General features: G+C 55.1%; 20 protein-coding genes. 12 read left to right on the top strand and 8 right to left on the bottom strand.

Translation table 11 applies throughout. From position 1 onward, the window contains the following. Positions 1-251 precede the first annotated feature (251 nt). Positions 252-1,346 (bottom strand): Fic family protein, encoded by a 1,095-nt coding sequence (locus Z947_RS0100700; protein ID WP_025042397.1) that lies wholly within the window; start codon positions 1,344-1,346, stop codon positions 252-254. A gap of 171 nt (positions 1,347-1,517) precedes the next feature. Between Z947_RS0100700 and Z947_RS0100695 the strand changes: the two genes are divergently transcribed. Together Z947_RS0100695 and Z947_RS0100690 are read left to right on the top strand one after the other, a co-directional pair. Beyond that, positions 1,518-1,868 (top strand): MbcA/ParS/Xre antitoxin family protein, encoded by a 351-nt coding sequence (locus Z947_RS0100695; protein ID WP_025042396.1) that lies wholly within the window; start codon positions 1,518-1,520, stop codon positions 1,866-1,868. Beyond that, entirely contained in the window at positions 1,868-2,380 is a 513-nt protein-coding gene (locus Z947_RS0100690) for an RES family NAD+ phosphorylase (protein ID WP_025042395.1), read from the top strand. Before Z947_RS0100695 ends, Z947_RS0100690 begins: the two co-directional genes overlap by 1 nt. Positions 2,381-2,497: 117 nt before the next feature. Here the strand turns inward: Z947_RS0100690 and repC are convergent, their stop codons facing one another. The 4 genes from repC to Z947_RS0100670 all read right to left on the bottom strand — a co-directional run bounded on the left by repC (position 2,498) and on the right by Z947_RS0100670 (position 7,209). Further along, positions 2,498-3,553, bottom strand: coding sequence for a plasmid replication protein RepC (gene repC, locus Z947_RS0100685; protein WP_025042394.1), 1,056 nt, complete (start codon positions 3,551-3,553; stop codon positions 2,498-2,500). Positions 3,554-3,791: 238 nt separating this feature from the next. Next, positions 3,792-4,760, bottom strand: a complete 969-nt coding sequence (repB, locus tag Z947_RS0100680; RefSeq protein WP_235602363.1) for a plasmid partitioning protein RepB — start codon at positions 4,758-4,760, stop codon at positions 3,792-3,794. Further along, positions 4,760-5,959 carry a plasmid partitioning protein RepA gene (gene repA, locus Z947_RS0100675; protein WP_009807965.1) on the bottom strand — a complete coding sequence of 400 codons (1,200 nt, stop codon included), beginning with the start codon at positions 5,957-5,959 and terminating at the stop codon, positions 4,760-4,762. Before repA ends, repB begins: the two co-directional genes overlap by 1 nt. Before the next feature lie 341 nt (positions 5,960-6,300). Then, the gene (locus tag Z947_RS0100670; protein WP_025042392.1) at positions 6,301-7,209 is read right to left on the bottom strand and encodes a recombinase family protein; all 909 of its coding nucleotides are present in this window, start codon (positions 7,207-7,209) and stop codon (positions 6,301-6,303) included. A 226-nt stretch (positions 7,210-7,435) separates the two neighbouring features. Between Z947_RS0100670 and Z947_RS0100665 the strand changes: the two genes are divergently transcribed. The 4 genes from Z947_RS0100665 to Z947_RS0100650 all read left to right on the top strand — a co-directional run bounded on the left by Z947_RS0100665 (position 7,436) and on the right by Z947_RS0100650 (position 11,635). Then, a complete protein-coding gene (locus Z947_RS0100665; protein WP_025042391.1) occupies positions 7,436-8,503 on the top strand; it encodes a hypothetical protein in 1,068 nt (355 codons plus the stop codon). A 76-nt stretch (positions 8,504-8,579) separates the two neighbouring features. Next, entirely contained in the window at positions 8,580-9,290 is a 711-nt protein-coding gene (locus tag Z947_RS0100660; protein ID WP_025042390.1) for an IS6 family transposase, read from the top strand. A gap of 202 nt (positions 9,291-9,492) precedes the next feature. Beyond that, positions 9,493-10,596, top strand: a complete 1,104-nt coding sequence (locus tag Z947_RS0100655; protein ID WP_025042389.1) for an LLM class flavin-dependent oxidoreductase — start codon at positions 9,493-9,495, stop codon at positions 10,594-10,596. Between the two features lie 103 nt (positions 10,597-10,699). Beyond that, complete coding sequence (locus tag Z947_RS0100650) at positions 10,700-11,635, top strand: p-hydroxyphenylacetate 3-hydroxylase reductase component (RefSeq protein ID WP_025042388.1); 936 nt, start codon at positions 10,700-10,702, stop codon at positions 11,633-11,635. 11 nt (positions 11,636-11,646) lie between these two features. Here Z947_RS0100650 and Z947_RS0100645 read toward each other — a convergent pair whose 3' ends face one another. Next, positions 11,647-12,435, bottom strand: a complete 789-nt coding sequence (locus Z947_RS0100645) for a beta-keto acid cleavage family enzyme (protein ID WP_025042387.1) — start codon at positions 12,433-12,435, stop codon at positions 11,647-11,649. 147 nt (positions 12,436-12,582) lie between these two features. Between Z947_RS0100645 and Z947_RS0100640 the strand changes: the two genes are divergently transcribed. Together Z947_RS0100640 and Z947_RS0100635 are read left to right on the top strand one after the other, a co-directional pair. Beyond that, entirely contained in the window at positions 12,583-13,500 is a 918-nt protein-coding gene (locus tag Z947_RS0100640; RefSeq protein ID WP_025042386.1) for a LysR family transcriptional regulator, read from the top strand. A gap of 182 nt (positions 13,501-13,682) precedes the next feature. After that, a complete protein-coding gene (locus Z947_RS0100635) occupies positions 13,683-14,462 on the top strand; it encodes an alpha/beta fold hydrolase (RefSeq protein WP_025042385.1) in 780 nt (259 codons plus the stop codon). A gap of 81 nt (positions 14,463-14,543) precedes the next feature. Here the strand turns inward: Z947_RS0100635 and Z947_RS0100630 are convergent, their stop codons facing one another. Together Z947_RS0100630 and Z947_RS0100625 are read right to left on the bottom strand one after the other, a co-directional pair. Further along, entirely contained in the window at positions 14,544-15,416 is an 873-nt protein-coding gene (locus Z947_RS0100630) for an NAD(P)-dependent oxidoreductase (protein WP_025042384.1), read from the bottom strand. Positions 15,417-15,460: 44 nt separating this feature from the next. Then, positions 15,461-16,171: a TetR/AcrR family transcriptional regulator gene (locus tag Z947_RS0100625; protein ID WP_025042383.1), complete on the bottom strand. Its 711-nt coding sequence runs from the start codon at positions 16,169-16,171 to the stop codon at positions 15,461-15,463. Positions 16,172-16,308: 137 nt separating this feature from the next. Here Z947_RS0100625 and Z947_RS0100615 point away from each other — a divergent pair, with 137 nt between their 5' ends. The 4 genes from Z947_RS0100615 (at position 16,309) to Z947_RS0100600 (ending at position 21,451) form a co-directional block, all read left to right on the top strand. Continuing rightward, positions 16,309-17,322 (top strand): ABC transporter permease, encoded by a 1,014-nt coding sequence (locus Z947_RS0100615; protein ID WP_025042382.1) that lies wholly within the window; start codon positions 16,309-16,311, stop codon positions 17,320-17,322. Positions 17,323-17,364: 42 nt separating this feature from the next. Then, positions 17,365-18,411 (top strand): sugar ABC transporter substrate-binding protein, encoded by a 1,047-nt coding sequence (locus Z947_RS0100610; RefSeq protein WP_025042381.1) that lies wholly within the window; start codon positions 17,365-17,367, stop codon positions 18,409-18,411. 76 nt (positions 18,412-18,487) lie between these two features. After that, a complete protein-coding gene (locus Z947_RS0100605; RefSeq protein WP_025042380.1) occupies positions 18,488-20,011 on the top strand; it encodes a sugar ABC transporter ATP-binding protein in 1,524 nt (507 codons plus the stop codon). Positions 20,012-20,092: 81 nt separating this feature from the next. Continuing rightward, entirely contained in the window at positions 20,093-21,451 is a 1,359-nt protein-coding gene (locus Z947_RS0100600) for a RidA family protein (RefSeq protein WP_037938483.1), read from the top strand. Positions 21,452-21,521: the final 70 nt, after the last annotated feature.

The following is a 21,521-nucleotide window of genomic DNA, read 5'->3' as shown; positions in this document are numbered from 1 at the left end:
GGGTACTTTCACTTTTCCAGGCCCCACCAGCCCGGGAAAAGAACTTCAGGGGTCGGCACAGCCCCAGTTTTCTTCATTGCACGCAGAAATTCCGGATCGGCAACGAATATCGGTAAGACCACACCTAAAAGTCCTATTTTTACAATTCATATCAATGAATTATAGCAAGCCTCAGATCGGCAATCTTCTCTGGTGACTGTCTGACATATCCTAGCGGTGCTTGTCCTGAGCACCGGATGCGACAAGCCTCGTCACTTCGCTGACAGCGAATAGCTGGTACTACGTCCACCAGCGTCATCTTTCTCAAGTGCTCCCAAGTCGATCAGGTCGAGGACGTCGCGATATGCGGTGTCCTGCGAACACTTCTCTATCTTCGCATATTTCGACGTCGTGAGTTTTCCTTCGAACCCATCGAGGAGGCGGTTAAGCATGTCCCGCTGGCGGTCGTTGATGTTGGCCGTTGCGTATTTCTCCCAGAACCGCGCCTTTTGAAACACAGCCTCCAAAATGATCTCTGCGCCATCAAATGCGCGGTCGAGGCAATTCAGGAACCAAATGAGCCAAGTCGTGACATCAAGCCCGCCCTTCTGCGTCGTCTCGAGCATATCATAATAGGCGCTCCGCTCCTGCCGGATTTGGGTCGACATGCTGTAAAACCGCTGTGAACTGCGTTCGGATCGAGCCAACGCCATATCCGCGATCGCACGCGCAATGCGCCCGTTGCCATCGTCGAAGGGGTGGATCGTGACGAACCACAGATGTGCAATTGCGGCATGAACAACTGGATCCGTGTCAGGGACCTGATTGAACCAGGTCAGAAACCGCCCCATCTCTGTATCAAGCCGTGCTGCTCCCGGCGCCTCAAAATGCACGCGTTCACGACCCATAGGTCCTGAAACAACCTCCATAGGGCCGATCCGCCACTGCCCCACGGTGATCCGGGTCATTCCGCTTCGCCCGGTTGGGAAAAGGGCGGCATGCCAGCCGAATAATCGCTCTGCGTCCAGGGGTTGGTCATACGCTTGCGTCGCGTCCAGCATCATCTCGACGACCCCATCGACATGGCGATCAGACGGGATCAGCCCGCCGATTTCGAGCCCCAGCCGTTTTGCGATAGACGACCGAACCTGATCTTTGTCGAGCGTCTCGCCTTCGATCTCGCTGCTCTTGACGACATCACTGGTGAGAGTTCGCAACATCGCCTCATTGCGAAGATCAAAGCCAAGGCCTTCCATGCGTCCCAAGAGCTTGCCTTGTCGGTGGCGGACAGCGGCAAGTTGTGAAGACAGCTTGGCCTTGTCCCAAGAAAACTGCGGCCAGTCAGTGATTTCGTGAATGTAGGTCATATTTTGCGCATTCCTTGCGGAGATTATACCGCATAATCTCGTCAAGACAACAATAACTGCCGCAAAATCTGCGGAGAATACAGGCGGCAATCTCCGCATGCCCTACTCGAAGCTTGTAATTCAGCAATATTGTCGCTATATGCCGTCAGACTGGCTGAAGGATGTCAAAACATGCACATTGCACACTTCTCTGAAGGCGGACAGTTCGAGCCGCGAAAGATCGCGGCAGTGTTACGCACATCGGCAGAAGAGATCGCCTTGACGGTTGGCCTCGGTAAAGATGCCTTGCAACGGCGGGCGCGGATCGGGTCTGACAAGACACAGCGCCGCCTGCGCGAACTGGTAGAAGTACTCAACAAAGTCGAACCCCGCTTCGGCTCGGAACTGATGGCCTATGCATGGTACCGGTCAGAGCCCCTGCCCGGCTTTGATGGCCGGACAGCCATGCAGCTGGTGCAGGAAGGCAAAGCTCAGCAAGTTCTGGAATACATCGATGCGGTCGATGCGGGCGTCTTTGCCTGATGCCGCTGAAAGATGGGCGCTACACAGGGCCACTCTATCGCGCCCTGAACCCGGTCTATGCGCGTAAACCTCTGTCCGGACGAGGCGCTGAACTCTATGGAGGGCGCTTTAACGCCAAGGGCACCCCTGCCCTCTACACCACGCTGGATCCCGCGACCGCTCTTAGAGAAGCCAACCAGGTCGGCAGCCTGCAACCCACAATCCTGGTGTCCTACAAGGCCGACCTTGGGCCTATTTTCGATACTCGCGATCAGGACGGACTTGATCGGTATGGCGCGACCGAGGCGATGCTTGCCGACCCTGCATGGCGCATGAAAATGCTGGATGGCCAATTGGTGCCGACACAGGAGTTAGCACGCGCCCTCATAGCAGATCGGTTTGCGGGGCTTCTAATCAAGAGTTTTGCGAAGGGTACGTCGTCATCGGACCTCAACATCGTCCTGTGGGCCTGGACTGACAATAAAGGTTCTTTGGAAGTGGTGGATGACGAGGAGCGGCTGGCACGCATGTGAGTTGTGAGACTTAGTGCCGGATCTGTCCACCGCGGTGGACATCGGCCGGTCAGAGGAACGCGGAATGACCGCGCGTCATTGGACTAGTTGCCAGTCAGACGTCCACCGCGGTGGACACTAGGCGGTTTGCACAGCAGTTTTGGATATACGTTTGATCAAAGCCACTGGATCAAACTGGTTTTGACGTTGGCCCAAGGTGATACTGTGAAAATACGCTCCAAAGTTCCTGATGCGTTTTCCAAGCTGTAGCATGATGAAGATCGCGCATGACGCTTTCTGAGCTCCTACAGCATTCTTGGCTTTCTCAAAAGTTTCTGGGTGAATGCCCATCATGGGTGCAAGTGTTCGAGCATGGTTTTCAATGTCAAACCAGTTTCTAAGTCTCTCTGTGGAGAACGATGTCGCTTGATCGCAGACTGAGGTCAGCAAGTCTGGTTTCAGGACTTCATCGCCTATGTTGCTATCTAAATCTTTTTTTTCTTCTTCAGACTTAGATTGATGCCGGACAGTTTGTCCGTCATTGGCGGGCAATTCCATAGTTTCAGGCGGGTCATCCGGGGTAGCCAAACTCTGGCATTCTGCATCTGTATTGGCGAGCAGAGCGTGGTATTCGGGGAGGCTAAGCTTTCTGCGTAGAGCTTTCCGTGCGTGGTCGATGAATGCGTTGCTGGGATCGTGCTCTTCCAAATGGGCGAGCTTCGTAAGGATCTGTTTGCGGACAAATATCCGATCTCGCCGGTTATTCTCCATCTCTTGCGCGATGGCTATAAGCTCGCTCGCACGTTGGAGCAGGGGGGTGAGAGACAATCCATAACTGATGCACTCCCCGCCGGATGAGCGAACGCGGTAGCGCTTTCGGTTCGAGCTGTCATTGCGCTTGATGAATCCGAGTTCAACGAAGCGGTTGATGTGCCTCCGGAGTGTCCGTTCGTCGATTCCGCCAACGCGCTGGCAAAGTGAATTGTTAGACGCAAAAACTGTTTCGCCATGGCCAGGTTTCAGAAAACTGAGCATTGCTTGAAGTGTCTGTATGTGGCCAGGACGTAGACCAAACACGCTGCGTGCATCTCTCAGGGCTCTGAAGATGGTCCAGACGTCGGTTTCAGATGGGGGAAATGAGCCGCGGGTTGCATCAGCACCTGCGGCTTCGATCGAGAGTTTTGTAAATGCCATGGCTTGTTCACGACGACCGTTCGGCCCACAACTTCCCCGTCTCTTTCCTCGAATTTTCGCGGAAAAAGGCAAAAAATATCAGTCCACCGAATCGGTGACTCTTGACCGGTATGCTGGAGGTTGCTACATCAAAGATGCTAATCAGATGATGAGGGCTCTCCAGGGGAAACTTTGGGGGGCTCTTTTCTTTCGGGTCTTCGCTTTTCTCCTCTGCTCGTGTTGCTCTGTGTGGCCTGGGTTAGGACCCAGAGCCTCTCTCATTCCGCCACTGTACGAAGAGTTGCAAAAGCGTAGCTTCCGCGTGCTCTTCGAGCCATTGGCCGAATTCTGGATTGTCCTTCTTGGTGACCTTGAGAGCGATCGCCTTCTCATCGATTGTCAGCGTGCCCAATGAACTGCCGTTCTCATCATTGATGACCGAAGTCAGCCCACGATTGGGCGGCTTCTTGTCGCTACGTGCTTTTCTCGAGCAAGCCGAATAGACCGCTTGGAACTTTTCGGAACTAGGAGTGTCGTCGGGCAGGGCGGCGAGCGCCTCTTTGGCGATGTCCACCAAATCTACCTTCACCGATAAGGCAGCTAGATCACCCCACTGCCGTCGTCCGATCCCATGTGCTGGCCCGATGAGTTGAACAAGACCGTCTGGCAGTTGTTCTATGACGACCCTGTGGTTGGATACGCCTTGCCGGGTCAGGCCTAGAGCATCCTGAATGACACCGGGTTTGTACCCGGATTCTTGCATCTCTTTGATAAAAAGAGACTTTTCTATAAAAGACGGATCAAGCCTGAGGTTGTTCTCCTGGCCTTGAGCGATCAGAGATGCGTCATCGTCCAAGGTTCGAACAATTGCCTTGACCGTTCCACCGACCTTACGGATCGCCGCAAGCCTGCGGCGGCCGTAGATGATGCGGTATCTGTCCGGTTGGGCTGATGGACGGACCATGATGGGCACTTGTTGGCCATGCTTGCGAATGCTCTCGGCCAACTCATCGATACTGGAATCTTCCAGCACCAACCGATCGCGCAGCCCATCCATGTCAATCTGATCGGGTTCGAAATCGCGAATCGAGTTTGCTGTGATCTCGCGCAAAGAGTCGCGCAATCCTCCAACAGATCCCGGCAGCTTTGCCGCTTTTGGCGGGGTAGGGGAGGGGGCTCCGCTCTCCGTCTCATTCCTTGGAGGCTGGTTGAAGATGTTTCGGGCCATCAGCGACGCCCCCATGCCATTTGGATCGTCTGCTCTAGCTCATCGCCAACGCCATTCACGCTGGTCAGGGCGCGATCAATTGTCTTTCTGATGAATTGGCTTGGATCGACTTCGTAGACGGTCTGCTGGGTCATCCCCGCGTCGGAGATCGCCGTAGACTTCAGCATTGGCTCTGTCATGACCTGACCTGCCAGAATTGATCTCAGGTAGCCTGCCATTTGGGTCTGCGGACCGTCCGACGGTTCATATCTGGTAATCAGGAACTTGACAAAATCCCATGTGACACGCCGACCGATGGCTTCCTCCACGGCCTTGACCGTTTCTGAAGCAAGCTTCAGGAATTGGCTCATGGATGCGATGTCAAGCATGCCAGGTACCACGGTAACCAAAAGCCCCGTCGAGGCTGCCAGCGCAGTTAGGGTTAGAAACCCAAGCTGAGGCGGGCAGTCGATCAGGACGATGTCGTAGTTTGCCTCAACCTCTTCAAGCGCCAAGGCGAGGCGCTCTGCAAAGATGGGCTGTACGCGACGGGCGAGAGCGTTTGCGGTCTCGGTTTCGTACTCCGAGAGCATCAAACCGGCGGGCACCATGTCGAGCTTATGGAAGTAGGTCTTTTGGATGACGTTCGAGAGAGGAACTTGGTCCTCATATCTCAAAGCATCATAGATTGTGCCGCCATCGGCGAACTCAAGCTCGGGCCGAAAGCCGAAAAACGTGGTCAAACTTGCTTGCGGATCGAGGTCTAGGACCAGCACGCGGTAACCGCGCAAGGCATACCTTTGCGCAAGATGAATCGTTGCAGTAGTCTTTGATGAGCCGCCTTTGAAGTTGACGACGGATATCACCTGGAGACGATCGCCATCACGTCGACCTGGGCGGTAGCTTTCTGCGTTCTTTCCAGTGCGTCCAAGAACATCGCGCAACTCATCAATCTCTTGGGCTGTGTAGAACCGGTGTCCGCGGTTGTCTGTATGCACTTCCGGGAAGCTGCCGTCCTTGTGCCGGTTGCGCAGGTTAGATGTGCTTACGCGCAGGAGGCCGGCGACTTCGGTGGAACTGAAGCGACGTAGGGACTTTCGTTCTTCGGGTTCGAAAGCGATCTTCATCTGGCGATCCAAAGACTCAGCCAGATTGTCGGCAAATGCTCCGATATCGGAAGAGCCTATGCCTTGCGTGTATCCAATGTTACGATCATCCATGTCCTGCCGCCTACTCTCGGCCTCTGTTGAGGCTCTTAGTCATTCTGACGGTGTACAGCGTGTCTGACGCGTTTTGCCGTCAGAATGGGAATGCCACGATCCAGTGAGTCCGGCAAGAAGAATCTAAATGTAGTGTGAAAGTTATCCACAACACCTATAAGTGTTGTCGTGTAAAAAACTCAGCAAGTCATTGATATAGATATATTAAATGCAGATCTAACCAAATCGAGCCGCTACTCTGTTGAGTTGGCACATTAGCAGCTAACCCCAAGCAACTAATGGCACTTTCTGCCTCCTGCGGAGTTTTCTCCCGGTGAAATTTTTTGGATTCGGGTCAGAAGCTACATCTGATTTTGGCTCGATTCGTACGGCATGAGGCCAAGTCGCTCCGCCCGTTCCAACAGCATCCTGACGGATGACGGTTGCCAGCTTGTACGTCCCCGTGGAGTCCGCTCACGCATGGCTTCCAACCGGTCGCAGATCGCCTGTAGCGTGATATCCGGGTCCGAACCTTTGATGGCCGCAACAATCGCAGGCAGGCGATCGTCGGTTTCGCGACGTCCAGCGCGTCCAAGCACTTCAGCGGGCAGAAACCCGTCCCGCACATATGCTTTCACGGCGCGGAGCAGGCGGCTTTGCGTCCAATGGCGGCTGTGGGGTAGGGGGCCATTGATAAACCGCAGGATGTCTTCCCATGCCATATCGGGGCGCAAGCGGCGCACATGTGGCACCCAATCCTGCGCGGTTTCGTTCAGGCGCGCCATGTAGCCGTCCTGTCGTGCCAGCCGCACCTTGCGCAGCGCGGCGGGGTCCTTGGTGCGAAGCCCAGGATTGCCACCAACGCGACCCTTGGCGCGCGCAGAGGCAAGGCCCGCCTTGGTACGCTCACGTATCAGCGCGCGCTCGAACTCGGCCGCGGCGCCGAGAACCTGCAACGTGAACTTGCCTTGGGGGGAGGACGTGTCGATCGGGTCCTGGAGCGAGCGGAAGAAGGCACCCTTTGTCTCCAGACGCTCGATTACCTCGAGAAGGTGCGAAAGAGACCGCGCAAGCCGGTCGATCCGCACGACAACCAGCGTGTCGCCCTTGCCAATGCGCTCCAGCACACGGGCAAGCACCGGCCGGGCGCGATTGCCACCGGAGGCGTGCTCTTCATGGATTTCGACGCATCCCGCAGTTTGCAGGGCCTCAGACTGGGGCAGGGGGGTCTGATCCTCTGTGGAAACGCGGGCGTAGCCTATCAGGGGCATGAAAACGGGCCGTTTGCAATTTAAGGTACCATTACTAAACGACCGTTTGTAAACGAATGCAAGCAGGTGCTCTCTCGTCGCGCTCGTCCAAAAACCCTTGGTTTCCTTGCGCTGAGCGCGATCTGAGAGGTTTCACCGGCAGTCGCGCGCGCATACTATATAAAGAGCGAAGGCAACCGCCACAAAATCACTTGGGTAATGTGCAAAAGAACAGTATTTTGCACATATGAAGACCCAAGCATCCGCTTTAACTGATGATTTCAATAACCCCCTCTTCACCATCGAGGAGGATGAAGAGGCTCTCGAAGAGGATCTCTGGTTTCTGCCAGGACCATTCGAAGAAGAACCATATGATTTGCCTCCCGGGCCGCGAGCGGAACCGCCGGACACTGCCGTCATCGAAGACTGGGCAAAGGCAGAAGGCGTTCACGCTGCGCGACTGGCACGGGTTGCTGGACGCTTGGGTGCTCTGGACGACCGGTTGCTGCGTGGCCCGGAAGGCTGGCGGCATCGCCTCGCTTTGATCGAGGCGGCGGACCTTAGCTGGTTCGCAGGGGATCGGGTGAGTTCTGATCGTCTGGCGCTTTGGATATCGATGCGGCTGTCAGGTGCACAGGATAACCCAAATGCCCTGGCAAGAGTTGGCTGGGCTGTTCGGCGCCTGACAGGCGGTCCTGGACCGAAGGCTGACTTGGCCGCCCTCCTGGATCGCCGCGATCCCGAGAACATTGCAGGCGGCGCTGAGCGTTTCGAAGATCGCGCGGGCGGATGGTTGGACATAATGGCTGCAGCAGCCGAGCTCCACCCAATCACGCGGGCTTGCATGGGCTTTCATCTCTGGAACCTGGCCGGCCTCGGACAGCACGGCGGCCAGATGGAAGCCGCCGTCACCGCGTCCAGGATCGCTGTCAGCGATGGAAGGGGTGCTGTATTTGCACCGCTCGCCATGGGCGGGGCAGGGGGGTTGCGTGTCTCGGGCTCGCCGACCGAACGTTTGGCTCGCTGGTTGGATGGGATGAACAGCGCAATTCTGACGGCGATACGGCATCTAGACGATGCCGAGACATGGAGTGCTCGGGCGGAAGGAGTCATGTCTCAGCTTTCGGGGCGAACTCCGGCGGCTCTTCGTTCGGCGTTGACAGAGTGGCCTTTGGTGTCAGCCCCGATGGCGGAGGCATTAACAGGCGCAAGTCGCGCGGCGGTTCAAAGGAACCTCGCCTGGATGGAAGAGAGAGGCCTGATCCGAGAAGTGACGCAACAAGGACGATTCAGGATGTGGCGGATCAAGGACTAGACCGTTGTGATCAGATCCAGCGGGACTGTTGCATTAATCGGTTGGCTTGGCCACTTTCGCGCTTTTGAGGTTAGACATGCTGCGTAAATCCCCGTTCAAGCATCATCGCTTTCCGCGTGAGATCATCTTGTGTGCTGTGCGTTGGTACCTGCGTTACCCATTATCCTATCAGGATGTGGTCGATCTCCTGGCAGAGCGCGAAGTCACCGTTGACCGGTCGACCATTTATCGCTGGGTTCAGAAGTTCGGCCCCGAATTGACCAAGCGCACCGAAAAGCATCTGCGCCGCGCCAGCGTCGATTGGCACGTGGACGAAACTTACATCCGTGTGGGCGGCAAATGGCGTTATCTCTGGCGTGCGGTCGATGCAAATGGTCAGATGATCGATTTTCGCCTCACCGCGCGCCGAGATGCGAAGGCGGCCAAAGCCTTTCTGAAAAAGGCGATTGAACGTGTACGCCTGCATCGGCCTGTGACCATCTGCACCGATAAAGCGCGCGCCTATCGGCGCGTCATCCGCGAGATCAACCACCGCTACGATCCACACTTCGACAGCATCCGGCACATCGATCAAAAGTGGCGAAACAATCTGGTAGAGAGCGACCACGCTGCCATGAAGCGCCTCCTCGGGTATCGCCAAAGTTTCCGGTCGCTCCGAACGGCCAAAGCGACCCTCAGCGGCATCGAAACAATCCGAACCATCAAACGCGGCCACATCCATCACAAACAACCCGGCGTCAGCGGAGAGATCGAATTCATCAGCGGACTGTTCGCCGCAGCGGCATGACCAACCGAACTATCTAGGCATATGCTTGCCGTCAGCGGATTAACGCAACAGTCCCGTTCGTATTCGTCTCACAATAACTCACTGCTGTTGAACCGGCCACGGTGATTTTTCATATCAGAAAATCGGATAGAAAGCATCTTAAACTATCAGTTCAAATTGATTTGGTGGTTCGACAAGGTAGGTGGGAACGAAGGAGCGACCAATGCAACTATCATTTTTCACGATGCCCATTCATCCGATTGGCAAGCCGTTTTCGAAAAGTCTTGCTGAAGACCGCGAAGCGTTCTTGTTGGCCGACTCACTGGGATTTGCCGAGGCGTATTGCGGAGAGCATACCACCGATCAAGCCGAGATCATTACGTCGACTGTCGCGTTTCTGGCCAGCCTTGCTTACGAAACCAAGAACATTCGACTGGGGACTGGCACTGTCAATTTGCCTAATTCCCATCCTGCGCGGGTCGCTGCCGAAATTGCGATGCTGGACCATATGTTGGAAGGGCGTTTGAACTTTGGCATTTCACCAGGTGGTTTGATGTCCGATGCGGAGATTTTCGGGAATCTCAATAGAGACCGGAACGCAATGTTTCTTGAGTGTATTAACATGGTGCTCGATATCTGGGCGGGAGAAGCCCCATATAATCTCAAGGGTGACTACTATGAAGTGTCCACACAAAACACAATGATGCGAGAGATTGGTCAGGGTGACATAATGAAACCTTACCAAGATCCGCATCCCCCCATTATCGGCACAGTCGTTGCCCCGTTTTCCAAGGGGGTGACGGCAATGGCTGCGCGGGGATGGCAACCGATCTCGGCGAACTTCTTGTTGCCCAAATGGGCGGCGACACATTGGCCCAATTACGCCGAGGGCTGCAAACAGGCGGGAAAACTGGCCTCTTATGACGAATGGCGCGTGGCGAAGAACATCTGCGTTGCACGGGATGAGCAAACAGCGCGCTCCTATGCACGTGATCCGGGTAGCCCCTACGTGCTGTATTATTCGCAGTTGCTAACAAAGTTACGCAAAGGTGGACGGTTGAACCTGTTCAAAGAAGATCAGGCCATGCCAGACGAAGAGGTAACGCTTGATTATGTGCTGGACCGTTTGGTGATCCACGGCGATCCGCAATCGGTGGCGGATCAGGTGTTAGAGCTTCGCGAAACAACGGGGACGTTCAACCATCTAGTCTACGCAGGCCATGACTGGACCGATTACGAGCTTGGCCGAGAAAGCATGATCCTGATGGCAGAAAAGGTGATGCCGATCTTGGACGAGGCCACAAAATCCGAACCTGCATATTTGTAGAACTGAACCAAGAGCGGGCGTCTCGGCCAAGACACGGTCGGTTCGCAGTTCACTCGTCTTTCTTGAGACTAAGATAACCATGCTAACACTAGGAGGTTGAGCCGTGCCCAATCCCGTTGCCGAAACCAAAGTCGATCTTCGCGCGTTTCGCAGAGCGCTGGGTAATTTTGCCACCGGAGTAACCATTATTACCGCATGCGGGCCCAATGGAGAAAAGGTTGGAGTCACCGCCAACAGCTTCAATTCGCTGTCGATGGACCCGCCGCTGATACTGTGGAGCAGCATGAAGGAGGCAAAAAGCAACGCCATCTTTGAATCGTCGCCGCATTTTGCAGTCAACATTCTTGCGAGTGAACAAATGGACCTATCAAATCATTTTGCCCGTCAGCAGGTGGACAAGTTTGCTGGTGTCCCGTGGGAAGCCGGCATTGGCGGTGCGCCCTTGTTTTCGGGCTGCTCAGGGCGTTTCCAATGTGAGACCTACGACAAACTGGACGGAGGGGATCATTGGATATTTATCGGCAAAGTGGTGGCATTTGATGATTTCGGGCGTGCGCCGCTATGCTTTCATCAAGGCTCCTATTCAATGATCTTTGGCCACCCTGAGACGTCTAAATGTGCCGAGGCAGATCCGTTGCACGCGCCGTCGGATGGCAAAGTAGAGAACCACAAGTTCTTTTTAATGATGCGTGCCGTTCAAGCCTATCAAGCCCGCTATCAACCCAAGATTCAGACGCTGGGCCTCAATGTCGTCGAAGCCCGTGCATTGTTGATCATGACAGATTTGCCTGCACTGAAGGCGGAACAATTGATCACGCAGTTAAACGTCCCGATTGATGAGGTCGACGACGCGCTGCGCGGCCTGTCGGACAGGGACTTCATTCGCTACAATGGTAGTGTTTATGAAATGACCGAAGCTGGACATGCCAAGGCAAGGCGCTGTTGGGACGTCGCAGGAGCCCATGCCGAAGAGGCCTTTGGCAAGTTCAGTGAGACTCAGTTGGAAAGCTTTACCACCGTGCTTCAGTCGTTGATCTGACCAGCGACGCGTTAGATGGTCTTTTGAACGGCTCGCTTTATGGCGGTATCAACTTCGCGAACGCGTTCGGCATTATTCTTCGCCAGTGTCCCGTCCATGTTCCATAGCGAGTTCTCGAAGCCGACACGTGCCTTGCCGCCAAGTTGGGCCGCACGCGCAAGGCTTTCTGTTTCTTGCTGACCGAACGCACATAGCATCCAGTCAAAGGACATGCCGTCTGCCTTGCCAAGTTCGGTCAGATAGTCCTCCAGATAGGCCCGACCCTGCGAGCCATGCGCATATGTTCCCTGCACAAGCAGGATGAGGTGGTGTGTGCCCGGGATGCGCTGTTCATGGATTGCTCGGACAAACCACTGCACGTCTTCGGGGGAGTAAAGGATATGTTGAATTTCTACGCCTGAGGACGTGGCCCATTCGTAGAACTCCTGCGCTTGAGCCCAATCTTGCGGTTCACGGACCATTTCTCGCAAGGCCACCGACACATATGCGGGTTGAAGGACCTGCATAATCGTGCGTTGCTCGGCGCCGCTATAGCGACCGGCGGCTTCTGAAGTGACTTGCACATACATGTCCGGAACCGTGTCACAGAGTTGATCCAGCACAGCGCGATAGTGACCCGTATCAAGTTCATGCCGCCCCTCGACATCGCGAATGTGGACATGAATCCCATCTGCTCCGGCTTCTTGGCACGATATCGCTGTTGCGAGGATTTCGGCATCGGTGACGGGGAGGGCAGGGTGATCCGATTGACTGCGTCTTGCGCCATTCGGAGCGACCATCAATCTTGGCAGGCATCTCATAACAAGGGTCCAATCTTATATATATGCGATTGCGCCGCTGTTGACTTACATCGACGCGGATGTTCGCGAGAGTGATACTACAACTGTTGGGTTCAAACCTACTTATATTAATGTATGTTTCCTATAGCATAACCTGATGGATGGTCCATGAAACTCCAACAACTACGCTACTTTGTTGCGGTCTACGAAGAAGGGTCGTTTTCTGCTGCTGCGGGACGTGTCAATGCGACGCAATCCGGTCTGTCGACGCATGTGTCCCAGATTGAAAAGCGCTTCAATGTCCCGTTGTTCACGCGTAGTTCCTCGGGGGTGACACCAACGGAATCAGGACGTCTGTTCTATGACGAAGCCGTTCAGGTTATCGCCGCAGCGAACCGTGCCGAAGACCGATTGCGGTCGCTTTCCAAAGCAGTTGTCGGCAATGTCCATGTGGGCTTGATGCCGACGTTCACGCGTTCGGTTCTGACAAATGTTCTGCTACGCTTTTCCGAAGAATTCAGCGATGTCAGGGTTTCGGTGTCTGAGGCCTATTCGGGGGAATTGGCCGAGTCCGTATCCGCCGGGAAATTGGATTTCGCCGTTGTGCCCAACTTCGACCGCGACCGTTTCTTGGCCGGAACCAACATGGGGCGCGATCAGGAATGTTTTGTATGTTCGGCCGACCGCGATCTGCCGAACACAAAGGCCTTGAGGCTAAAGTCCCTACCGCCTCAACGGCTGGTCGTGCCGGGGTGGTCGAATATCCGGCGAAAGCAGATCGAGGATTATTTGGTGCAAAACGACATTGAGGTGCGCGAAATCCTCGAAATAGATACGATGTATGCCACGCTTGATTTGGTGGCGCGCTCTGAATGGGTCGCAATTTTGCCGGGCATCTTATGTGTGTCTGACCTCGACGGAAGTCGGCGGCGTGTTGTGCCGCTTGGCGATCCGCCACTTTATGTGGACTACTTACGCATTGAGCCACGGTCTAAACCACTGTCCCAAGCGGCACAGGAGTTTGCCAACATTCTTCAAGAAGAACTGAACTCCACTTTGGAAATCGTGCCCGTCAGTCAAGGCTAACTACCATCCGCGTAGGCTATCAGGTTTCTTGATATCGGGCCGAATTTATAATCGTTACCCCTGTTGGGCTACTTGCCAGTAGCGTGTGTCGTGACACGTGGAGCGACCGCACTGGGCCGACTCGTACGCGACATAATGTTCATTTTCGGCGCATGGCGTCGTCCACCAAAGGCAGTTCTCACATGAATGACGTCAAGCTATATTCAACCATTTCAGGGCCTAGAGACGCACCGGCACTATTGCTTTTGAACAGCTTGGGGGCGACTCAGTCCATGTGGGATGACCAAATCGCATTCTTGGAGCGCAGATACCGTTTGATCCGCTGCGACACGCGCGGTCATGGCCAAAGCCCCATAGGGCAGGGGCCGTATGTGTTTGATGACCTTGTTGCCGATGCCTTGGCTGTTCTGGAGACTCACGAGGTGGAAAAAGCGACCATTGTGGGGTTGTCACTCGGCGGCATGACGGCACTTGGTTTGGGGGTAGCGGCACCGCAACGGGTTGAGCGGATTGTCTGCTGTGCGGCGCGAGCGGATGCACCGCCAATGTTCGTTCAAAGTTGGCATAATCGTCTGGACAAATTGGATGAGGGGGGCATCGAAGCCGTATGGCAAGGCACCGTCGGGTCGTGGTTGAGTGATGACACTCGAGCAACCCGCCCTGAGGCCGAAGATTTGTTGAAGCAGGGGTTTTTGCAAACAACCGAAGACGGCTATCGCGGCTGTGCTCATGCCTTGATGGGGCTCGACTATTTGCGTCATCTCGGTGAGCTGAATATGCCGACGGCTTTTATTGCGGGTGAACGGGATGTCGCCGCGTCGCCCGAGACAATGAAGGGAATGGCCGACGCGTGCCCCGGGTCAGACTACATTGTTGTCCCCGATGCCAAGCATCTGATCACTGTCGATAATCCTCAGGGTTTTGGCGTGGCGTTGTGTCGAGCGCTTCTACTGGAGTGCTAGGCACCGAACGCACCGATCACGTCAATCGTATCATCGCATTTTGATCGTGACACACTGTGCTTCGGTTGAGGCACAGCGTTTCTATAGCGTATCCATAACCTCAAAAACCGATGCTGTATCTTGTTTCGCCAACCCTTGATCCATCGCCCTGGCATAAAGATCAGCGCAAACAGACATCAACGGGGTGGCCGAAGACGACCGGGCGGCTTGCGCGAGGATGAGGTCAATGTCCTTTAGAAAGACATCGACTTTCATCGTTGCAGGTTCGAAATGTCGATTAACCATCATTGGCCCGCGCAGGTCAAACATCCGCGACCCACCAGCTCCGGTGCGAATTGCATTGTGAACCATGTCCAGATCAAGTCCAAAATTTTTGGCCAGCACCAGCGCCTCTGCCGCTGCGACGTTGTGAACAGCCACAAGCAAGTTCGCGACAAGTTTCAATTTGGTTCCATTGCCGAACGCACCCACGATCTGGGTTTGGCGCGCGATCGCATCGAGGATTGGCTGCACCTTTTCAATCGCATGTTCCGCTCCGCTGGCGAAGACGACCAGATCACGAACTTTGGCCTGCGCACCAGTGCCGCTGACAGGACAATCCAGCATCTCGCCGCCAGCGTTCTCTATGTGGCCTTTGGCGTCTTGTTTCGCGGCCACTGGCAAAGTGCCCATGTCGATGATGGTTGCACCTTTTTGCAAGGTCTGCGTCACCCCATCAGGTCCGGTAGTGACGGCAACAAGCGCGTCAACAGACGCCAGTGACACGAGGATGCAACCGCACTCTTGCGCCACTGCAGCTGGTGTGGCGCACACCTTCCCACCTACAGATCGCAGACGTTCTTGTGCGGCCGGATCAGGATCAAAACCGACAACCGCATGGCCGGATTGAAGCAGGTTTTCGGCATAAGAGGATCCCATGATACCCAGCCCGATAACACCAACATTGGATTGCATGCGTTCTTCCTTTTGACTTTGGTCAGTTGTGGTTGAGGCTGTGTTCATTGGCTCGGTGTTTCGGGTGACTTGTCTTGCGCGGGATCAACAAAAAACATATTGCTGAAACCGGATACCATCTGCTTCAGCGCGGATTCATGATCGGTCGCGGAGCACAGTCCATCCGACAGCCCGTCAAGTTGATCGGCATCCGACATGGTATAAATCATAGCCCCAACAAGAAAATGAAAGCGCCAGTGAATATCCTCCGGCGACAGGTGGCTGGCCGAGCGCGAAAGTTCTTTGATGAAACGTCGATCGTTTTCATCAAAACTCTCTTTAAGAAGCGCGCGAACTTGTTCGGTTGAGCCTGTCGATAGATGGGAAAGCAGGCGCGTAAAGAGGTGGTCGCGATCCCCTTTGGTGACCTCAAATGCAGGACGAAGAAAGGCCTGCAAGATTCCGGTAAGGCTACGTTTGCCCGCGTTATCGACCGGCAATTGATCAAGGTATTGAGCGCGTCTTTCAACAAGTCTGCGAGAGCGTCGCGCAAAAACTTCCTTCAGTACGCCTTCCTTCGACCCGAAGTGATAGTTGATCGCCGACACGGATACCCCCGCTTTCCCGGCGAGGTCGCGGAACGTGACACGGTCGAATCCTTCGGCACCAAATACGATTTCGGCCGCATCAAGGATCAACGCGCGCGGTGTTCCCTTCGGCAACCGCTTCTCTGGCGTGGAGGTGTGATTCGCTTTTTTTGTCAATGTGTTATCCACTAAAGGTCGTTGTTTTCCACAGTCAATATAGCGGAAAAAAAAGAAATTGACATAAAGAACATTTGTTCGCTATCGTTTTTTTGCTGGCAAAGACAATCGCGCATTGCCCGCTCAGATGAGATCAAAAAGGAACAGTTATGGCTTCTAACATTAAGATGGAGGGCGACATAAAAGCACCAAGTCTCGTCAGGCGCCTCGGCATATCGAGCGCGGAGCTGCAAATCTTGGCCGCGTTGGTCGCCTTGGTCATTCTATTCTCGCTCATATTCCCCCAGAGCTTCTTTTCACAAATCACCCTCACCAATATGCTGCGCGTGGCGGGCATTTTGATGGTCGTCTCCATCGGTCAGAGCTTTGCACTGATTGTTGGCGGGTTTGACATTTCTGTTGGGGCCACCATGGGCATCGCGTCAGTGACGGCCGCAACCTTGATGTTGGCCGGCGTGCCCATACCGATGGCCATTGTTGCAGCCATTGGCGCAGGATCTCTGATCGGCTTCATCAATGGGCTCGGCATCGCCGTCATGGGTGTGACACCATTCGTCATGACATTAGGGATGCTAACATTCGGGCGAGGCCTTGCGGACCTTATCGCTGGGGGTAGCTCGCTGACCGGATTGCCGAGCGCGTTTGCCCTGTTCGGTCGGTCACTTTGGTGGGGCGTCCCCTCGGCCGCATGTATTGCGGCGATCGTGGCATTCTTTGCATGGTTCATTTTACAACGCACACGGGCGGGTCTGTATATCTATGCCATCGGCGGAAGCCACGAGACCTCCCGCGTCGCAGGTGTATCCACGATGCGATACCACATCCTCGCATACACAATTTGCGGCGCGCTGGCGGCGGTTTCGGGCTTGATGCTGACCTCACGCATTTCCGTCTCACAGGGCAGCTTGGGGACAGGCTATGAATTGCTTGCAGTTGCTGCAGCGGTGATCGGCGGCGTGCGGATCGGTGGCGGGGTTGGGCGTCTGATTGGCGTATTCTTGGGGGTTAGCCTGATTACAGTGCTGAACACAGGATTGGATATCGCGGGCGTGAACCCCTTCATTCAACAAATGGTCACAGGAACTGTTTTAGTGGTCGCGGTGATCGTTGCAAACGCTCGATCCGGCAGCTTCCGCCGACTGTTCCGCCGAAAAACAGAATAAACAGAAAATGCCAAACCAACAAAACAATACGGAGTACACAAAATGAAAACACCTTCAATAGTTTCACTCACCGCGACTATTATAATTGCGGCAGCGACCGCACAGGTTAGCGCGCAAGATGTCACATTTACCGACGCCGAGCGCGTGCCGTTGAGTTGCGACAACCAATTCACTGTAAATGATCTTGCGACCTTGAAGCCTACGGCGCCAGACGACGAGATTACAATTGCCGTATCGGTTCCGTCATTCGCGAACCCCTATATTCAATCCTTGATCTACGGCGCTGAAAAAGCCGCCAAAGAAGTTGGCGTAAAGCTCACGGTTGGTGCTGGGCGCGGGTTCATGGACCCCGGTTCCCAGATTTCACAACTCGAAAGCGCCGCAACCCGCCGCCCCGATGCGGTGTTGATTAACCCCGCCGATCCTGCCGGTCTGGCTGCGGCTATTGATGATGTCGTTGCCAGCGGCATTCCAGTTGTCGATATCGGCACGTTGTCGATGTCGGAGAACTCCTACAAGCTCGTTCAGGATGACTATTCTCAAGGGCAGGTTGCTGCAAAAGCTGTGATCGAACATTTTCAGAGTGGTGGTAAAGGTGTCATCGTGGCTGGCCCAGCTAACGCTTCATGGTCGCGCGGCAGGACGGCAGGTTTCACAGATGCGCTTGCTGATAGCAGCATCGAAGTTTCATCGATTGTTTGGTCGGACCTCGACCCTCAGCAAGCATTGACGCGGTTTAGCAACGCCATTCAAACCGATCCCGAGGTGGATTGGATCTATGCAACGGGATCGTTCCTGCTCGCGCCGCAATCTCTCCCTGCGGAATATGCGGACACCTTTTATCTCGGTGGCACGCTGACCAACGTGAGCGCGGCAGGTTTGCAAGAAGGGACCGCGAACCTGATCTTGCCTGATTTTCCCGTTGCTGTTGGCTACCTCGGTGTCGTCTTGGCCTTAAAGGCACTTGCGGGCGAAGACTTGGCCAAGGTCAACTGCCTGCCAAACGAGGTCATGGGCAAAGACAATCTTGAGGAACCTGTGTGGTCTGATGCCAGCTTCGTTCCAGCTGACTGGAAAGCTCCAGAGTAGATCGCAAGTATAGGCGCGCCGAACCAATTCGGCTTGGTGCGCTCTATAGCAGCCACGATTGCAACGAGGCTTTGAAATGACAGACCTATCACATTCTCCACGGCTTGAGCTTTCTGGAATATCTAAATACTTCTCGGGTGTTACCGCCTTGGAAGACGTGGATATCGAGCTTTACCCAGGCGAAATTCACGCCCTCCTTGGAGAGAACGGTGCCGGAAAATCAACGCTTATCCGCGTCCTAACGGGCGGATATCTATCGGATGCGGGTAGCTTTCGGATCAATGGGCAGAATGTGAGCATCACATCGCCCCGCGACGCCATCCGGCAAGGCATTAGCCTCGTTCCTCAAGACATTCTCTTCGTGCCAAATTTCTCGATCGGTCGGAATATGCTCTTGGGCATGGAAGGCAGGGGCAGTCGCCGGGACAGCCTGTCGCAAAGGGAACGCAGCCTCGTTGAGGATGCTCTTTCAAGGTTGGGGGCGAAGATTGACGTCGACGCCCCCGCAAGCACGGTTCCAGTTCCACAGTTGAGATTGGCGCAGGTCGCTCGAGGGTTGTTGCAGGGCGGCGATATCATGGTTCTCGATGAACCGACCGCTGTGTTGTCCGAGCCGGACGCTGAAATGCTCCTCGAGCGGTTGGAGGGCCTGCGCACAATGGGCACAGCAATCCTCTATGTCACTCACCGTTTGAACGAAGTCTTGCGGATCGCGGACCGGACTACTATTCTGCGGGATGGGAAGCGGGTCGGGGTGTATAAGCGCGGCGCTCTAAAGCGCGAGGATATGGTGGAGTTGATCGCGCGGTCTCTGCCCGATGAGACCACGCGCCCCGCACGACGAGTTGCTGAAAAGGTGGACGAACTCGATGCGCCGCGCCTATCTGTGAGGAACTTCTCGTCGGGGATCATATTTCGCGATTGTAACCTCGACGTGCGCCCCGGTGAAATCATTGGAATTGCCGGTGTGCAAGGCTCGGGCCACGGAGCATTCTTGCGCAGTCTTGGCGGATTGGATCCTGTTGACAGTGGAACGTTGCGCGTCAATGGCGCGTCCATACGCACGGGAAATGTCGCGAGAAGCGTCGGAGCCGCAGTTATGACGGTGCCTGCGGATCGGCGCGGATCATCAATCATTGCCGATATGTCTATTAGGGCCAACCTCGCTGTGTCGGGGCGCTCACGGGCGGGTATGAGCCGCTGGGGCATTCGCAAGCAGGCATGCGAAAGGGAGATGACCAGAACCTATATTGAACGGATGTCGATCCGGCCAAACGCGCAAGATGCACTGTTGGGTCAGATGTCAGGTGGCAACCAGCAGAAAGTCGCGATCGCGCGGGCATTGGATGCAGAACCGGAGGTTTTGCTGATCGAGGAGCCAACCCAAGGTGTCGATGTCGGAACCAAGGCTGACATCCACGACCTCCTGCGCGAAGCCGCGACGCTAAGAAACTGCGCGGTCGTTGTCGCCTCATCCGAATGCGAAGAATTACTGGAGCTGTGCGATTCAATTGCAGTGATGCGTATCGGCAAGCTGACCGCGCCGGAATTGGCGTCAGCCATGGACTACAAGAGCCTGCTCGCACGCGTCCTGCCGTAGCCATCGGAGCACTTTAGAGCCTAAAGAATTGGGTCGGATCCTCCGTCCCATAACAGAAAAACTATGTCGGAAGGAAACAAGATGACCAAAAACCAAGCCCCTCAAGTGATACAACCCGAGAACGTTCCCGTCCCCAACGAACCTTACAGTACAGCGGTGAAGGCTGGCGGATGGTTGTTCGTTTCCGGACAGACCGCGACCGATTTTTCAGACTCAATCGCGCCGCAGGCCACGTCGGTCAATTCGAACCTTTCCAATGACCAAAAGCAGCAATCGCTCTACATCATGGAAAAGATTGACCGCATTGCGAAAGCTGCGGATATGAACATTGGCAAAGATGGGGTCCGGATCTGGCAATGGTTTGTATCGCCCAAGCCTACACATGATGATTTCCGCGTTGGGGATACAAAAACCGGCCTTCGAATTACAGAGTATCTCGAAAGTCGCAACCTCTACGTGAAGGAGCCGCGTCCAGCGTCGACGGCAATGGGAACCAAGGATCATCTCATCCCTAATGCTCTGCTGCAGGTCGATGTGATGCTTAAGGAAGATGGCGAGAGCGTCGGCACACCTGCACCCGACGGTGTTCCCGCACCTCTGGCCGGATATTCGCCGGCTATCAAGCGCGGTGACTTTGTATTCCTGTCCGGTGAAATTCCCGTCGATTGGGTCGGTGATTTCGGTTCGGACAAGCACTATGGGCCACGCTCGGCGCTTGCCAAAGAAGCCCGTGTAAACCCCTATGTGTGGTATGGGTCAGAGATTGAAAAGCAGACCGATTACACCCTGTGGAAGCTGTCCAAGATCGCAGAGGCAGCAGGCACAACGCTTGATCGCGCGGTCAAGGCTGATGTCTACATTGGTGATCCTGCTGACTTCGAAGGTATGGATCGCGTCTGGAAGAAATGGTTCCCCGAAAATCCTCCTGCACGTGTTGTTGTGCCGTGGTTGGGGATGGGCGGCAGCGGCGCGCGGATCGAAATCGCCTTTGTTCTGCTGGATGGTGATTCACAGTTGGAGGCCGTGCCGATCCACACAGATAACGCCCCCACGCCGTTCGGCCACGAACCACAGGCTATCAAGGCGGGCAATCTTTTGTTCCTCAGCCACCTGCAGTGCGCCAATCAAGACGGCGTTGTGCCAGAAAATCTGAGCCAGAGCGTGGAATTCCCCCATGCGAAACCGACGGCGCGGTTGCAGACCCGCGAGATGATGAAACATGCCTCCGCAATTTGCGAAGCGGGCGGCACCTCGCTCGAGAACGTCGTGCGCCGCGCCTGTTTCCTAGATACCGCAGCCAACCATGCGGAATGTATGGATGAATTTGCCGCCCATTTTGACGGGATCAAACCAGCCTCCACCACGATGTCGCTAGAAGGGCGGCAAGTCGCCAAGGGAGCCCATTCGATCCTCGATCTGATCGCTTGGGTCCCCGAGTAGCAGCTCGCTTTCATTCAAATCAGGTCGCGCCATTGAGGGCGCGACCAACAACGCGAAGTTCGCGACGGAA

Source organism: Sulfitobacter geojensis, from assembly GCF_000622325.1.
In the GTDB taxonomy this organism is placed as follows: Bacteria; Pseudomonadota; Alphaproteobacteria; order Rhodobacterales; family Rhodobacteraceae; genus Sulfitobacter; species Sulfitobacter geojensis.
The sequence above is the reverse complement of the archived record's forward strand: the minus strand, read 5'-3'. Positions and strand labels throughout refer to the sequence as shown.

What these genes read in the sequence shown, in the direction of transcription:
- Z947_RS0100700 (WP_025042397.1), bottom strand. Translation starts at nt 1,346, where the DNA reads ATGACCTACATTCACGAAATCACTGACTGGCCGCAGTTTTCTTGGGAC.
- Z947_RS0100695 (WP_025042396.1), top strand. Translation starts at nt 1,518, where the DNA reads ATGCACATTGCACACTTCTCTGAAGGCGGACAGTTCGAGCCGCGAAAG.
- Z947_RS0100690 (WP_025042395.1), top strand. Translation starts at nt 1,868, where the DNA reads ATGCCGCTGAAAGATGGGCGCTACACAGGGCCACTCTATCGCGCCCTG.
- repC (WP_025042394.1), bottom strand. Translation starts at nt 3,553, where the DNA reads ATGGCATTTACAAAACTCTCGATCGAAGCCGCAGGTGCTGATGCAACC.
- repB (WP_235602363.1), bottom strand. Translation starts at nt 4,760, where the DNA reads ATGGCCCGAAACATCTTCAACCAGCCTCCAAGGAATGAGACGGAGAGC.
- repA (WP_009807965.1), bottom strand. Translation starts at nt 5,959, where the DNA reads ATGGATGATCGTAACATTGGATACACGCAAGGCATAGGCTCTTCCGAT.
- Z947_RS0100670 (WP_025042392.1), bottom strand. Translation starts at nt 7,209, where the DNA reads ATGCCCCTGATAGGCTACGCCCGCGTTTCCACAGAGGATCAGACCCCC.
- Z947_RS0100665 (WP_025042391.1), top strand. Translation starts at nt 7,436, where the DNA reads ATGAAGACCCAAGCATCCGCTTTAACTGATGATTTCAATAACCCCCTC.
- Z947_RS0100660 (WP_025042390.1), top strand. Translation starts at nt 8,580, where the DNA reads ATGCTGCGTAAATCCCCGTTCAAGCATCATCGCTTTCCGCGTGAGATC.
- Z947_RS0100655 (WP_025042389.1), top strand. Translation starts at nt 9,493, where the DNA reads ATGCAACTATCATTTTTCACGATGCCCATTCATCCGATTGGCAAGCCG.
- Z947_RS0100645 (WP_025042387.1), bottom strand. Translation starts at nt 12,435, where the DNA reads ATGAGATGCCTGCCAAGATTGATGGTCGCTCCGAATGGCGCAAGACGC.
- Z947_RS0100640 (WP_025042386.1), top strand. Translation starts at nt 12,583, where the DNA reads ATGAAACTCCAACAACTACGCTACTTTGTTGCGGTCTACGAAGAAGGG.
- Z947_RS0100635 (WP_025042385.1), top strand. Translation starts at nt 13,683, where the DNA reads ATGAATGACGTCAAGCTATATTCAACCATTTCAGGGCCTAGAGACGCA.
- Z947_RS0100630 (WP_025042384.1), bottom strand. Translation starts at nt 15,416, where the DNA reads ATGCAATCCAATGTTGGTGTTATCGGGCTGGGTATCATGGGATCCTCT.
- Z947_RS0100615 (WP_025042382.1), top strand. Translation starts at nt 16,309, where the DNA reads ATGGCTTCTAACATTAAGATGGAGGGCGACATAAAAGCACCAAGTCTC.
- Z947_RS0100610 (WP_025042381.1), top strand. Translation starts at nt 17,365, where the DNA reads ATGAAAACACCTTCAATAGTTTCACTCACCGCGACTATTATAATTGCG.
- Z947_RS0100605 (WP_025042380.1), top strand. Translation starts at nt 18,488, where the DNA reads ATGACAGACCTATCACATTCTCCACGGCTTGAGCTTTCTGGAATATCT.
- Z947_RS0100600 (WP_037938483.1), top strand. Translation starts at nt 20,093, where the DNA reads ATGACCAAAAACCAAGCCCCTCAAGTGATACAACCCGAGAACGTTCCC.